The sequence below is a fragment of the Streptacidiphilus jeojiensis genome (assembly GCF_042510965.1).
Lineage (GTDB): Bacteria > Actinomycetota > Actinomycetes > Streptomycetales > Streptomycetaceae > Streptacidiphilus > Streptacidiphilus jeojiensis.
In genome coordinates, this window is sequence record NZ_JBEUKS010000017.1 from 139,716 (window position 1) to 154,185 (window position 14,470).

At 71.8% G+C, this 14,470-nt stretch carries 11 protein-coding genes, 1 tRNA gene and 1 pseudogene; 10 read left to right on the top strand and 3 right to left on the bottom strand.

Going from position 1 to position 14,470, the window contains the following annotated elements; translation table 11 throughout:
• Positions 1 to 6 precede the first annotated feature (6 nt).
• Entirely contained in the window at positions 7 to 846 is an 840-nt protein-coding gene (locus tag ABUW04_RS35105) for an HAD family hydrolase (RefSeq protein WP_380568468.1), read from the top strand.
• 79 nt (positions 847 to 925) lie between these two features.
• Here the strand turns inward: ABUW04_RS35105 and ABUW04_RS35110 are convergent, their stop codons facing one another.
• Entirely contained in the window at positions 926 to 1,822 is an 897-nt protein-coding gene (locus tag ABUW04_RS35110; RefSeq protein WP_380568469.1) for a GNAT family N-acetyltransferase, read from the bottom strand.
• Between the two features lie 734 nt (positions 1,823 to 2,556).
• On the opposite strand from ABUW04_RS35110, the pseudogene ABUW04_RS35115 reads away from it, so the two are divergent.
• From ABUW04_RS35115 to ABUW04_RS35125, 3 genes and pseudogenes are all read left to right on the top strand, one after another.
• Positions 2,557 to 3,559, top strand: a pseudogene (locus ABUW04_RS35115) (GlxA family transcriptional regulator); the annotation flags it as partial.
• A 650-nt stretch (positions 3,560 to 4,209) separates the two neighbouring features.
• On the top strand, positions 4,210 to 4,812 hold the full coding sequence (orn, locus tag ABUW04_RS35120) for an oligoribonuclease (protein ID WP_037594411.1): 603 nt from the start codon (positions 4,210 to 4,212) through the stop codon (positions 4,810 to 4,812).
• A 113-nt stretch (positions 4,813 to 4,925) separates the two neighbouring features.
• Positions 4,926 to 5,001 (top strand) — tRNA-His (locus tag ABUW04_RS35125).
• A gap of 61 nt (positions 5,002 to 5,062) precedes the next feature.
• Here the strand turns inward: ABUW04_RS35125 and ABUW04_RS35130 are convergent.
• Together ABUW04_RS35130 and ABUW04_RS35135 are read right to left on the bottom strand one after the other, a co-directional pair.
• Positions 5,063 to 6,049 carry a slipin family protein gene (locus tag ABUW04_RS35130; RefSeq protein ID WP_380568470.1) on the bottom strand — a complete coding sequence of 329 codons (987 nt, stop codon included), beginning with the start codon at positions 6,047 to 6,049 and terminating at the stop codon, positions 5,063 to 5,065.
• Positions 6,050 to 6,162: 113 nt separating this feature from the next.
• Entirely contained in the window at positions 6,163 to 7,206 is a 1,044-nt protein-coding gene (locus ABUW04_RS35135) for a LacI family DNA-binding transcriptional regulator (protein WP_030250266.1), read from the bottom strand.
• 369 nt (positions 7,207 to 7,575) lie between these two features.
• Between ABUW04_RS35135 and ABUW04_RS35140 the strand changes: the two genes are divergently transcribed.
• The 6 genes from ABUW04_RS35140 to ABUW04_RS35165 all read left to right on the top strand — a co-directional run bounded on the left by ABUW04_RS35140 (position 7,576) and on the right by ABUW04_RS35165 (position 14,422).
• Positions 7,576 to 9,066, top strand: a complete 1,491-nt coding sequence (locus ABUW04_RS35140) for a GH1 family beta-glucosidase (RefSeq protein WP_380568471.1) — start codon at positions 7,576 to 7,578, stop codon at positions 9,064 to 9,066.
• Between the two features lie 190 nt (positions 9,067 to 9,256).
• The gene (locus ABUW04_RS35145) at positions 9,257 to 9,595 is read left to right on the top strand and encodes a hypothetical protein (protein ID WP_380568472.1); all 339 of its coding nucleotides are present in this window, start codon (positions 9,257 to 9,259) and stop codon (positions 9,593 to 9,595) included.
• A 460-nt stretch (positions 9,596 to 10,055) separates the two neighbouring features.
• Complete coding sequence (locus tag ABUW04_RS35150) at positions 10,056 to 11,168, top strand: LacI family DNA-binding transcriptional regulator (RefSeq protein WP_051724917.1); 1,113 nt, start codon at positions 10,056 to 10,058, stop codon at positions 11,166 to 11,168.
• A gap of 12 nt (positions 11,169 to 11,180) precedes the next feature.
• Positions 11,181 to 12,170, top strand: a complete 990-nt coding sequence (locus ABUW04_RS35155) for an ABC transporter permease (RefSeq protein WP_030250257.1) — start codon at positions 11,181 to 11,183, stop codon at positions 12,168 to 12,170.
• Between the two features lie 3 nt (positions 12,171 to 12,173).
• On the top strand, positions 12,174 to 13,250 hold the full coding sequence (locus tag ABUW04_RS35160) for an ABC transporter permease (protein WP_051724916.1): 1,077 nt from the start codon (positions 12,174 to 12,176) through the stop codon (positions 13,248 to 13,250).
• Positions 13,247 to 14,422 (top strand): ABC transporter ATP-binding protein, encoded by a 1,176-nt coding sequence (locus tag ABUW04_RS35165; RefSeq protein WP_380568473.1) that lies wholly within the window; start codon positions 13,247 to 13,249, stop codon positions 14,420 to 14,422. The genes ABUW04_RS35160 and ABUW04_RS35165 overlap by 4 nt, the downstream gene beginning before the upstream one ends.
• Positions 14,423 to 14,470: the final 48 nt, after the last annotated feature.

The window sequence follows — 14,470 nt, forward strand, 5'->3', positions numbered from 1 at the left end:
CCGCCCATGTCACCCCTGCTGCTCTTCGACCTCGACAACACCCTGGTCAACCGGAACCAGGCATTCCAGGGCTGGGCCATGCGCTTCCTCTCGGAGCGGGCGCTGCCGCCGGGTGATCTCCGCTGGTTCACCACCCTGGACTGCGGTGGCTATCTCGACCGTGCCGTCCTCATCAGGGCGGCGGTCGACCGCTACGGCCTCTCCGAACCTATCGACGACCTGTTGGAGGACTACCGGACCACTGTCACCGAACTGATCGCCTGCCCGGCCGACCACCTGGAGGCGCTGCGCCTGGCCCGGACGGAGGGATGGGTCCTCGGGATCGTCTCCAACGGGGCCACCGAACAGCAGTGGGCCAAGATCCGGCGGACCGGGCTGGACGAACTCGTGGACGGCTGCACCGTCTCCGAGGAGGCGGGCTGCGCCAAGCCCGACCCCCGCATCTTCCATCTGGCCGCCGAGCGCTGCGGGATGGACACCGCGGCCGACTGGACGGCCTCCGCCTGGATGGTCGGCGACCACGCCCCGGCCGACATCGCCGGGGCCGCGGTGTCCGGCATGCGCAGCGTCTGGATCGACCACGGCCGCTCCTGGGGCGAGACCGGCTACCGCCCCACCCTCACCGCGCGGAACCTGCCCGAGGCGGTGGCCCTGGTACTGGCCGAGGAGGACCTGCACCGGACCGACCGGGGGCGCTATCCCCGCGGCTACTCCTGGCGGTCCGGATCCCGCCCCGGGAACCGCTCCGGGCCGGGGTCCGGAGGGCCCGTAGGGCCCGGGATGCTGCCCCGGGCAGTTCCGGGAGTTCTTCCCGGGGCCCTTCCGGGATCGCGCTCGGCGCCCTGAGGCGGGTCCGCAGGCCGTGTCCGGAGGCCGTGTCCCCGGGCCCGGCTCCGGGCCCGGTCTCCGGTCGGTGCGCGGCGGTTCAGGGTGCGGCGGTCGGCCCGGGGGCGCCCATTCCCGTCCCCGGGTACCGCCACCAGGTGGCCACCCCCTGCTCGACGAAGCCCAGTCGGCGGTAGAGCGGCTCGCCCAGCAGCGTGGCGCTGAGCACGGCCGGACGGTCCGGGTGGGCCCGCAGCACCGCCGCCATCAGTTCCCTGGCGATCCCACGGGAGCGGTGCTCGGGCAGGACCGCCACCCAGTACACGCCCACCGAGGCGCCGTCGTCCCAGGAGACGCAGGCGCCGACCGGTTCGCCCCGGAGCCGTGCCAGCCAGGAGCGGCGCCCGGCCAGGACGTCCCAGCCCGCGGGGAAGGTCGCTCCGCGCCGCCAGGGCAGCCTCGGGGCGACCGGGAAGCCCTCGACCACCACCCGCTCCACATCGGCGAGTTCGCCCTCCGTGGCGGCCTCCACGACCTCCACCGCCCCGACCGCTACCGCCCCGCCCGCCTCCGGACCGACCACCGCTGCCGCGACGACCACTTCCTCAACCGCCGACGGCCCCGCCGCCCCTCCGGCCGCTGCGCGCCGTCCCCCCGGACGCGAGGGCACCGGCCCGGGGTCGCGGACCATCACCGGCGTCGGCAGGGTCCGCTCGCAGCCGAAGCGCGAGAGGTCGACCGCACCGTAGGGGTCGACCAGGGAGAGCCAACGGGTGTCCCACTCGCGGAACAGCGCGACCAACTGCCCGGTCAACTCCGCCGCGTCGGCCGGCGCCCGGGTGAGTTGGACCTGGTGCGCGTTGCCGGTACCGTCCCCGCAACGGACCGCGGCCCAGCCGGTCCCGCTGCGGGTCTCCCAGCCCTCGACGCCGGCGAGTGCCAGCCACTGCCCGGCCGCGTTGTCATTGGCCAGTTCGAGGCGACTGCGAGGCTCCATCGGCCGATGCTATCCGCCGCTCCGGCGATCCGGATCATCCCGGATCGGCACCGTGGCCGGGCCGTTGGCCTTCCGGTTCGGCCGGTTCGGCGGTTTCACCGCGCATGGGGCGCCGCTGACGCCGATCCATGCGCCCCATGCGCGCCCCACGCACCTCCGTGCACCCTCTCGTGCTCCCGATGGCTGTTTTTCGGTCAACTTCAGGACGCCCCATCCTGATTGCGCTTCGCCGCAGCCCAGACGCACCGGCTGAGCAGCGGAATCTCCCAGGGCGGGCGGGCACCCGTGCGACAACTGGCCAGTGCCTGACACGCCCTCTTCCCCGGGGCGCCGGTGGATGCCACTCTCGGTGATCGAATGCTTCACGCCAAATTGCCTTATCGACATAGCGTCGGATGGTGAACTTGTCGCACCAGCAACCCTGGACCCAGTAGATTCGATCTTGGCAAGAGCGGGGGGCCGCGAAGTGCAGCACAGGACCGGACAACCATGACGTCGCAGGCGTGGACCGTGCGGACGGCAGCCCCGGAGGTCGACCGGGGACTCCGCACGACTCACCAGCCACGTCGGGCAGACACACGACCGAGGGGGGCCGGAGCGCCTTGAGCAGGGTCAGCAGGAACGCCGCGTCAGCGGACGGCTCGGTCTCCCCCCATGCCCGCGGCAGCGCCCCGGGCCCGGGCGTCGAAACAGCCCCGCCGGGCGGCGGCAGCGGTGAGCCGGCGGCTCCGACCCCGGCCGGCGCGGCCCGCAAGCTCTCCGGTCGGCGCCGCCCCGAGATCGTCGCGGTGCTGCTGTTCAGCGGTGCCCCGATCTTCGAGAGCTCCATCCCGCTCTCGGTCTTCGGCGTCGATCGGCAGGACGCCGGCGTGCCCCGCTACCGGCTGCTGGTCTGCGCCGGCGAGGAGGGTCCGCTGGCCACCACCGGCGGGCTGACCATGACCGCGCCGCACGGCCTGGAGTCCCTCGCCAGGGCCGGCACCGTGGTCGTGCCCGCCTGGCGCTCCGCCGCCCAACTCCCGCCGCCCGAGGCGCTCGCAGCCCTGCGCAAGGCCCACCAGGAGGGCGCCCGGATCATCGGCCTGTGCACCGGCGCCTTCGTCCTCGCCGCAGCCGGACTGCTCGACGGACGGCCCGCCACCACCCACTGGATGTACGCGCCCACCCTCGCCAAGCGCTACCCGCAGGTCCAGGTCGACCCCAGGGAACTGTTCATCGACGACGGCGACGTGCTCACCAGCGCCGGTACCGCCGCCGGGATCGACCTCTGCCTGCACGTGGTGCGGACCGACCACGGCGCCGAGGCGGCCGCCGCACTGGCCCGCCGACTGGTCGTCCCGGCCCGCCGTTCCGGAGGACAGGCCCAGTACATCGACCGGTCTTTACCTGAGGAAATCGGCAACGACCCGCTCGCCGAGGTCGTGACCTGGGCCCTGGACAACCTCTCCAAGCAGTTCGACGTCGAGGCCCTGGCCGCCCGCGCCTACATGAGCCGGCGCACCTTCGACCGCCGGTTCCGCTCCCTCACCGGGAGCGCCCCACTGCAGTGGCTGATCTCGCAGCGCGTGCTGCAGGCCCAGCGGCTGCTGGAGACCACCGAGGCGTCCGTGGACGAGGTGGCCCGGCGCTGCGGCTTCCGCTCGCCGGTGGCGCTGCGCGGTCACTTCCGGCGGCAGTTGGGGATGTCACCGGCTGTCTACCGGACCGCGTTCCGGGCCCGCCGCCCGCAACCCGGTGCCGCCGACGGCGCCACCGCACCCTCGGTGGCGGCCGTCGGACTGGGCGGCCTCGGCGGCCTGCCACCGTTCACCGCGGAGGAGGGCGGCACGACCATGCCCGCTCCCCAGCCCGGACCGCAGGGCCCGAACCCGGCGGCCCCGGACGCCCGCGCCGACCAGGGCCGGGTCCCGGCCCAGGCCCGGACGTCCCGTACCGGTCGGGTCGGCGCGCGGCCACGGGGCGGACGCCCGGACCCGACCGACCACGCCGCGACGGAGGACGGCCGAACGGAGGCGGGCGCTCGGGGTCGCCGCGAGTCGGCCGCCCCCGAGCCGGGGGACGGTACCCACCGCAGCGCCTCAGCCGGGCCCGCGACCGCGTCGCCCGGAGTGCTGCCCGCGCGCGGACGTCCCGACGGCGGACGTCCTGACGATGGACGTGCCAATGCCGGACGTCCCGACGGCGGACGTGCCGACGCCGGCCCGGCGGATCCGGCCAGGGTGCCGGTGCAGCAGCGGTCCGCGGACTGACCCGCGGCCCTCTCGGATCGGGAACCGACCCCTGAGGGCCGCGCCGGGTTTGCTTTGGGCGCGATCCGACAGATGATCGACCCTGCGGGGCCGCCCGGTCCTGGCACAGGCGCACTCCCACCAGGACGGTGAAGGCACGTGAACGATCGCATGGTCTGGATCGACTGCGAGATGACAGGGCTCAGCCTCGAGACCGACGCACTGGTCGAGGTCGCCGCCCTGGTCACCGACTCCGAGCTCACCGTCCTGGGTGAGGGGGTCGACATCGTCGTCCGTCCCCCGGCCGAGGCGGTCGCCAACATGCCCGACGTGGTGCGCGCCATGCACACCGCCTCCGGCCTGCTGGAGGAGTTGGAGCACGGGGTCACCCTCGCCGAGGCCGAGGCCCAGGTGCTGGCCTATGTGCGGGAGCACGTCCCGGAGGCGGGCAAGGCCCCGCTCTGCGGCAACTCGGTCGCGACCGACCGGGGCTTCCTCGCCCGGGACATGCCCGCGCTGGAGGGCCACCTGCACTACCGGATCGTCGACGTCTCCTCGATCAAGGAGCTGGCCCGGCGCTGGTACCCGCGGACCTACTACAACAGCCCCAAGAAGCAGGGCAACCACCGGGCCCTGGCCGACATCAGGGAGAGCATCGCGGAGCTGAAGTTCTACCGCGAGGCCGTCTTCGTCCCGCAGCCGGGCCCGGACACCGACGCGGCCCGGGCCATCGCCGCCCGCTACCAGCTGCCCCCGGCCTGACCTGCCGAGACGCCGACCGAACCGGGGCCGCGGCCACGCCGAAAGGCGGTCGTGAGCACTCGGTCCGATCCTGTAGAGTTATCTCCGTCAGCGCGACAAGCGGCTGGCGGATGGTGGGTGTAGCTCAGCTGGCAGAGCACCGGGTTGTGATCCCGGGTGTCGCGGGTTCAAGTCCCGTCACTCACCCCATGGGCTGCGGCCCCTGGCCTCGGACGAGGTCAGGGGCCGCAGCTTTTTCGCGTACGGGTCGTCAGTTCTCCTCCGACTGCTGCTTCTGCGGCTCGCCACCGGTCAACGGCTCGCCGCTGCCGAACGGCTCGCCGCTCTCCAGCTGCAGATCCGCCACCGCGGCCTCCGGGATCTCCGGCACCGGCGGCACCGACCCGTTCAGCTCGTCCGTCAGATCCTGCTTGATCAGGGCCGCCGCGGCAGCGGCCGCCGCCTTCGCGGCCTCGGAGACCAGCGGCGGGGACTTGGACGAGTCCGGGGTCGCACCGTCCAGGAAGCGGAGCAGCTCCACCGGGAAGGGCAGCACCAGCGTGGAGTTCTTCTCCGCTGCGACCTCCACCACCGTCTGCAGCAGCCGCAGTTGCAGCGCCGCAGGGGTGCTGCTCATGATCGCGGCCGCGTCCGACAGCTTGCGGGAGGCCTGGAACTCGCCGTCCGCGGTGATGATGCGCGCCCGGCGCTCACGTTCCGCCTCGGCCTGCCGCGACATCGAGCGCTTCATCGACTCGGGCAGGGCGACGTCCTTGATCTCCACCCGGTCGATGTGGATGCCCCAGCCCGCGGCCGGGCTGTCGATCATCAGTTCCAGTCCCTGGTTCAGCGGCTCGCGGTTGGTGAGCAGATCGTCCAGTTCGCTCTTGCCGATGATCGAGCGCAGCGAGGTCTGCGCCACCTGGGACATGGCGAAGGTGTAGTTCTGCACGTTCACGGTGGCCAGGATCGGGTCCTCGACCTTGAAGTAGACCACCGCGTCGACCCGGACCGTGACGTTGTCCCGGGTGATCCCCTCCTGGGCCGGCACCGGCATGGTGATGATCTGGACATTGACCTTGCGCAGCCGGTCGGCGATCGGCACCAGCAGGGTGACGCCGGGCTGCCGGACCGCACGGCGGACCCGGCCGAAGCGGAAGACCACTCCCCGTTCGACCTGCTGGACCACCCGCACACCGGTGGCCAGCCACAACGCCCCCGCCCCCAGTACACCGAGCAGTACATCCACCACGATCATCGCGGTCACCCCACGTCGACAAGAGGAAGGCGCTCACCGAGGGCCCCTTTCCACGCTACTCGCCGGTCGTCCCGGTCGGAACAGGCCGACCGAGGCAGTGCGACGGCCGGGCCTCAGGCCGACTCGCGGCGCACCAGTTCGGTGGTGAGGATGATCTGCCGGTGCGTCCGGCTCGGGGCCGCGATCTCCTCCAGCAGCAGCCGGGCCATGGCCCGGCCCATCTCCTCGCTGGGCTGGCGCACGGTGGTCATCGCCGGGTCGGTGTGCCGGGCCACCGGCGAGTCGTCGAAGCCGACCACCGCCACGTCCTCGGGGATGCGCCGGCCGGACTGGCGCAGCACCCGCATGGCTCCGGCGGCCATCAGGTCGGAGGCGCCGAAGACCGCGTCCAGGTCCGGCCGGCGCTCCAGCAGCTCGTGCATGGCCCGGACCCCGGACTCCTCGCTGAAGTCGCCCCGTCCGAGCAGGGCCTCGTCCTCCGGCAGGCCGGCCTCCTCCAGGGCGCGCCGGTAGCCGTCCAGACGGCTGCGCGCGCCCTCCATGTCCGGCGGCCCGGTGATGGTGGCGATCCTGGTGCGGCCGAGCCCGGCCAGATGGCGCACCGCGGCCCAGGCGCCGCCGAAGTTGTCCGGGTTGACGTAGCTCAGCGACTCCAGCTCGGAGCGGCGGCCGCCGAGGACGGCCGGCAGGCCGGTGCGTTCGAGCAGGTCCACCAGCGGGTCCTCGGAGTGCACCGAGACCATCAGCACCCCGTCCACCCGGTGGCCGCTGAGGTAGGCGGCGAGCCGGTCGCGCTCCTGCGCGGTGCGGACCAGGATGAGCAGCAACTGCATCTCGGTGTCCGAGAGTTCGCTGGCGACCCCGCGGATGATCTCGGCGAAGAAGGGTTCGGAGGCCAGCCGGGTCTCGGTCTCCGGGATGACCAGGGCGATGGCGTCGGTGCGGCTGGTCACCAGGGTCCGGGCGGCCCGGTTGGGTACGTAGCCGAGCTCGGCGATGGCGCGCTCCACGACGGCACGGGCCTGGTCGCTCACCCCGGGGGCACCGTTCACCACGCGGGACACCGTGCCCCGGCCGACGCCGGCCAGCTGTGCGACGGCCTCCAGGGTGGGCCTGGCCGATCCCCGGCGCGCGGGCCTCTCGCCGACGTGGGTCATGGTGCGTCCTCCGTTCCGCTCTGCTCGCGTCGCACACTAGTCCCTGAGCCCGCATGGAATCCCGTGGCCGGCGCGTGCATTTCGACAGGAAGGGACGGTTGCGGAAGCCCACGTCCCGGTCGCGCAGCGGCCTTCGTCCCAACTGCTTGACACTCCATCATCCAAGCACGACCATGTCGACAGAGCAATGGGAGCGCTCCCAGACTGTTGCACCAGCCTGGAGGCACCTCCCGCATGGGCGCCCGCGCCTGCATCCTCGCCCGCAACTGGACCGCAGTTGCGCTCCGGCGCCGCCGAGGCCCCGGCAGCGTACGACAGCGCCTGGTACCCGCCCTCGCGAACCGCACCTACCCCTGGGAGCGCTCCCGTATGACCGCAGTCCACCCCCTCCCCGCCGCCCCGCCCCGAACCGGGCCGGTCGGCGCAGACGACGGACTACTCCACTTTCCGAGCGGATTCCTGTGGGGCGCCGCGACCGCCGCCTACCAGATCGAGGGAGCGGCGGCCGAGGACGGCCGGACCCCTTCCATCTGGGACACCTACAGCCACACCCCCGGACGGGTCCGCAACGGCGACACCGGTGACATCGCCGCCGACCACTACCACCGCTACCGCGACGACGTCGCCCTGATGAGCCGGCTGGGCCTGAACTCCTACCGCTTCTCGGTGTCCTGGTCCCGGGTGCAGCCCACCGGACGCGGCCCGGCGGTCGAACGCGGCCTGGACTTCTACCGCAGGCTGACCGACGAACTGCTCGCCGCCGGGATCACCCCGGTCGCCACCCTCTATCACTGGGACCTGCCCCAGGAGTTGGAGGACGCCGGCGGCTGGCCGGCCCGCGACACCGCCGAGCGTTTCGGCGAGTACGCAACGCTGCTCGGCGACGCCCTCGGCGACCGGGTCCGCTACTGGACCACCCTCAACGAGCCCTGGTGCACCGCCTACCTGGGCTACGGCTCGGGGGTGCACGCCCCGGGGCGCACCGATCCCACCGACGCGCTGCGCGCCGCGCACCACCTCAACCTGGCCCACGGCCGGGCCGTCGCCGCGCTGCGCTCCGCCCTCCCCGCCGCTGCGGACCCGCAGCTCTCGATCACCCTCAATCTGCACGCCGTCCGCCCGCTCACCGGCAGCGACCGCGACCTGGACGCGGCCAGGCGGATCGACGCCGTGGGCAACCGGGTCTTCCTGGGCCCGATCCTGGACGGCGCCTACCCGGCCGACCTGCGCCAGGACACCGCGAACCTGGTGGACTGGGACGAACTGGTGCGGCCCGGCGACCTCGCCGCCATCTCCGCGCCGATCGACCTGCTCGGGGTGAACTACTACAACCCGACCGTGGTCTCCGCGGGCGGCGACCAGGGTGCGGCCGGCGAGGCCGCACGCAACGACGGCCACGGCAGCAGCGACTTCTCGCCCTGGCCCGGCTCCGAGAACGTGGTCTTCCACCAGCCCCCGGGCCGACTCACCGCGATGAACTGGAGCATCGACCCGTCCGGCCTCTACGACCTGCTGACCGGGGTGGCCCGGAGCCACCCCGACCTGCCGCTGATGGTCACCGAGAACGGCGCCGCCTTCGACGACTACATCAGCCCCGAGGGCGAGGTCCGCGATCCGGAGCGGATCGCCTACGTCCACGGCCATCTGGCGGCGATCCACGCGGCCATCCGGGACGGCGCCGACGTGCGCGGCTACTTCCTCTGGTCGCTGATGGACAACTTCGAGTGGGCGTACGGCTACGGCAAGCGCTTCGGCGCGGTGTACGTCGACTACTCCACCCAGCGCCGGATCCCCAAGGCCAGTGCGCACTGGTACGGGGAGACGATCCGGCGCGGCGCGATCTCCCGATCGGAACCCTGACCCCGACCGGGATGCGTGGGCGGCACCGTTGAGGGTCGGTGCCGCCCACGACGCCGTCCTGCCCCGGCGAACCGCCTTTCACCTGCGGGAAGTCGTAACCGCCTGCTACGGACGGTCGTTGCACCAGTGGGACGCGCCGGCAGCGGCGGCGCTCCCGTCCGTCGCAGCCTTCCCGGGGAGTCAACCGACCATGCAGCTCTCCCGCGGACCGCGAACACCGCTGCGCCGCCGCGCCGCTGCCGCCGCGCTGCTGCTCTGCTGGGCCGGCGGGCTGTCCGCGGCCTCCGGCCCCGCACTGGCCGGCACGGCACTGGCCGACACCGGGCCGACCGGCCACCCTGCCGCAACCGCGACCGCCGCCGCCCGGCCCACTCCCGCTCCCGCGCGTGCGGCCCGGCCGCGTCCGCCGGCCAGTGAGAACGCCGCCGACCCCGGTGACGGCACGCCCGGGGTCGTCCCGATCATCCTGGGACTCGTGCTCACCGGCATCGCCGTGTACAAGCACCGGGGTCTGCCGCGCGGCCACTGAGGCCCTGCCTGCGACAGGTCGGCTGATCGTTCCAGTAAGCGCTTCCAGACGCATCAGCACACGGCTGCCACGCTTCGTGCACGGCCGGGCCCGACGCCGGGTCCGGTCCGCCAACTAGGCAGCGGGTGTCGGCCCGAAACTTCACAGCTTCAATCCGCAGCGATCGTTCGAAATGCCGTCACAAAGCCCGCAAATCAACGATAACTCCAGGTCAGACCAGTATCATCGGCATCCGAACGAGCTTCTTGAGCCGCCGCCCATTCCCCCTGTCTGTTCATTTGGTGAACACACAGGAGCAATGCAGGCCACACTTCCTGAAGAAAAGTCACATCAGCGTAACGGCAGCGACATCCACTCTTGCGGCGGCTGCACCCCCGTCCTACGGTCAACCCAGAACATTTCCAGTAAGCGCTTACGCCAGTCTCCGGACACACTCCCAGGAACCAGAGGACAGCCTCCGATGGACGCACGACCCACCTCCGGCGCGACGCCGACGATCTACGATGTCGCCCGCCGTGCCGGGGTCTCCATCGCGTCCGTGTCCCGGGTCCTCAACGGACGGGACAATCCGCGTCCGGCCACCCGCGACCGGGTGCTCAAGGCCATCAGCGAGCTGGGCTTCGTCCCGGACGGAGCCGCGCGGGCCCTCAGCAGCCGGCTGAAGCAGGTGGTGGGAGTGGTCTTCCGCCGGGTGTACGGCACCGACGACGGCGGCATGTTCGAGGACGAGTCCGAGAGCCTGCTGTTCGGCGACCAGATCAACCGGGGTATCGAGATCGTGGCGCAGCGTCGCGGATACGACCTCCTGGTGAGTTCGGTCAACATCGACGAACACACCCTTCCCAACCGGATCATGACCATCGCCGGCAAGTGCGACGGCCTGATCCTGCACGACCAGGTGCTCTCCCCCGCCGGGATCGCGAGCATCGCCCGCACCGTGCCGGTGGTCACCCTGGCCGGTGCCGAGGGCGGCCCGGTGGCCAACGTCCGCGGTGACAGCGCCACCAGCATGCGGGAGATGGCACGCCACCTAGTGCAGGACCACGGCTACCGCCGGCTGGCCTACATCGCCGGCCACGCCGACAGCCCGGACAACATCGTCCGCGGCCGCTCCTTCGCCTCCGAGGTCCACGCGCTGGGGGGCGAGTGCCTGACCGGCCCCGCCTGGCAGGGCGACTACTCGGCCGGCAGCGGGGTGCAGATCGTCCGGGGGCTGATCGCCCTGGGTGCGACCCTGCCGCGTGCCATCGCCTGCGCCAACGACCAGACCGCGCTGGGCGTCATCTACGCCCTCGCCGAGCACGGTCTCGACGTCCCCGGGGACGTCGCCGTGACCGGCTTCGACGACCTGCCCTTCGCCCGACACCTCCGCCCCCAGCTGACCACCGTGCGCCAGCCCATCCAGGAGATCGGCGCCAAAGCCTTCGAGGTCCTCCACAGCATGATCTCTGCTGATGCCCCCCAAGACAGCGACGCCGTACAGGATTTCGTCCTGCCGACCCGTCTGATCCGCCGCGAGAGCTGCGGCTGCCCACCCGACTCCCGCCCCGCCGTGTGGCGCCAGATCTCCTGAGAGGAGCCGACGATGACCACCATCCTGCGCCGACTCGGCTTCTACGTGCTGGCCGCGTTCGCAGCCGTCACGCTGAACTTCTTCCTGCCCCGGATGCTCCCGGGCAACGCCCTGCAGGCGCTGCTCGCGAAGATGCAGACCACCACCATCACCCCGCAGCAACTGCAGGCCCTGGCCGACCAGTACGGGCTGAACAGCAAGCAGAGCACCTTCTCGCAGTACATGACCTACCTGGGCCACCTGTTCCAGGGCGACCTGGGGCACTCCACGTCCAAGTCCGTGGCCGTCACCCAGATCCTGAGCAAGGACCTGCCCTGGACCATCGGCCTGGTCGGTTCGGCCACCATCGTGGCCTTCGTGATCGGAACCCTGCTGGGGATCGTCGTCGGCTGGCGCCGCAGCGGCCTGCTGGACGCGCTGCTGCCGGCGGCGACCTTCTTCCAGGCGGTCCCCTACTTCATCCTGGCCTCGCTGCTGCTGATCACCGGGGGCTTCTACTGGAAGCTCTTCCCCTACGCCAACGGCTACGACACCGGCCGCAACTCCAATCTGACGCAGGGTTGGAACGGACCGTTCGTCACCAGCGTGGTGGAGCACGGGGTGCTGCCGGCCGCGACGGTCGCGCTGGCCTCCATCGCCGGCTGGATCATCGGCATGCGCAATATGATGATCACGACCATGGACGAGGACTACGTCCTGGTGGCGGCGGCCAAGGGCCTGCCCCGGTGGAAGGTGATCGCGGTCGCGGCCCGCAACGCGATCCTGCCGACCATCTCCAACTTCGCCCTGTCGATCAGCCTGGTGGTCACCGGCTCGATCGTCACCGAGATCGTCTTCTCCTACCCGGGCATCGGCTACCAGGTCTACCTGGCCGTCCTCGACGCCGACTACCCGCTGATGCAGGGCATCCTGCTGGTGGTCACCTTCACCGTGCTCGGCGCCAACCTCCTGGCGGACATCGCCTATGTGATCCTCGACCCGCGCGCCCGCAAGGAGGCCTGACCGATGGCTGTTCCCACCGAGACCACCGGTCCGGCCACCCCGGGCACCACCCCCGCCGTGAAGCCGGCCCGGCTCCGCCGCGGCTCCCGAATACCGCTGACGCCCAAGGTCCTCGTCGGCGCCGTGATCCTGATCTTCTTCGCACTGGTCGCGATCTTCGGGCCGATGGTCGCACCGCACTCCCCCGACTGGCAGGCCAACTCCACCAGCAGCACCCCGCTGCCGCCGTCCGGGAAGTTCCTGCTCGGCACCGACCAGCAGCAGCACGACATCTTCTCGCAGGTCCTGGCCGGGGGGCGGGACACCCTGCTGATCGCCTTCGTGGCCGGCCTGATCGCCACCTGCCTGTCGGTGCTGATCGGGGTCACCGCCGGATACGTGGGCGGCTGGGTGGACGAGGTCCTCTCCATCCTGTCGAACATCTTCCTGGCCCTGCCCGGGCTGCTGATCCTGATGGTGGTGATGACCCCGCTGCCGCCGGCCGACACCGACAACCCGCTGCTGATCGGCGCGGTGATCGCGCTCACCGCCTGGGCCTGGGGGGCCCGGGTGCTCAGGGCGCAGACCCTGGCCCTGCGGAACCAGGACTACGTGGAGTCGGCCCGGGTGATCGGCGAGCGCAAGCCCAGGATCATCGTCTTCGAGATCCTGCCGAACCTGCTGCCGATCCTGGCCTCCTCGTTCATCTTCACGGTGATCTACGGCATCGGGACCTATGTCTCGCTGTCCTGGCTGGGCGTCATCAGCCCGGCCACATCCACCTGGGGCACCATGCTCAACACCGCCCAGCAGGACAGCGCCATGCTCGGCGGCTACTGGTGGTGGTACGTCCCGCCGGCGCTCTGCGTCGCGCTGGTCGGCATCGCCCTGGCACTGCTCAACTTCGGCATCGACGAGATCATCAACCCCCGGCTGCGGTCGGCCCGTGACAACCGCAAGGGCGTCAGGTACACCCTCGGGCTGACCCCGGTGCTGCGCACGGCCGGGAACGGCAGCCCGCCGCGCAGTCACCGCGCCACCGCCGGCTCGGCCGACCTGCCCACCCCCGTCGCCGCCGCCTCGGAAGGAAAGTCCAAGTGAGCGCGCCCACCGCAGTCCCGGCACCGCGTGCCGCGACGGCCGACACCGTCCTCGAGGTCCGCGACCTCTGCATCGACTACGGCGTCGGCGCCGGAGCGGTCCGCGCCGTCACCGACGCGACGCTGACCCTGCGCCGGGGCGAGGTGCTCGGCCTGGCCGGGGAGAGCGGTTCCGGCAAGTCCACGCTGGCCTACGGGCTGACCCGGCTGCTGCGCGCTCCCGGCGTGATCAGCGGCGGCGAGGTGCTGTTCCACAACAGGCCGCAGTCCTCGGCGTTCGGCGCCGCACCCAACGAGGTGGTGTCGGCCGGTACCGAGATCGTCGACCTGCTCGGCGCCGACATGGCCAAGCTCCGGGAGATCCGCTGGTCGCAGCTGGCCGTGGTGTTCCAGAGCGCCATGCACGCGCTCAACCCGGTCGCCAGGATCGACGCCCAGCTCACCGACGTGCTCAAGGCGCACCGCAGGCAGATGAGCCCGACCGAGCGCCGGGAGCGGGCGGTGGAGCTGCTGCGCATGGTCGGTATCAGCGCCGACCGGCTCCGCAGCTACCCGCACGAGCTCTCCGGCGGGATGCGGCAGCGCGTGATGATCGCGATGGCGCTGGCCCTGGAGCCACAGCTGGTGATCATGGACGAGCCGACCACGGCCCTGGACGTGGTCACCCAGCGGGAGATCCTGGAGGAGCTGATGCAGCTCCGGGAGCGGCTGGGCTTCGCCATCATCTTCATCACCCACGACCTGTCGCTGCTGATCGAGCTGGCGGACTCCATCGCCATCATGTACGCGGGGCGGATCGTCGAACGCGCCGGCGCGGACGAGCTGTTCCACGCCCCGCGGCACCCCTACAGCCTGGGTCTGCTCAACTCCTTCCCGGCGCTGCACGGCGACCGGGTCAGGATGGAGGGCATCCCCGGCTCACCGCCCTCGCTCACCGCCCTTCCCGGCGGCTGCGCCTTCCATCCGCGCTGCCCCTACGCCATGGACCGCTGCCGCACCGAGACCCCGCAGCTGGTGCGGCCGGTGTCCGATCCGGTCCGTACCGACGGCGAGGACCGGGTCGCCGCCTGCTGGCTGCAGGACGGACTCCAGGAGCCGCCGGCGCCGCTGCACCGCGAGGCGACCGGCAACGGGGCCCCCGCCACCGACGACACCCATGGGAGCGACCAGTGACGCCCACCCTCAGCGACGGGACCACCGTCGTCCACGGGCCGAAGCGCC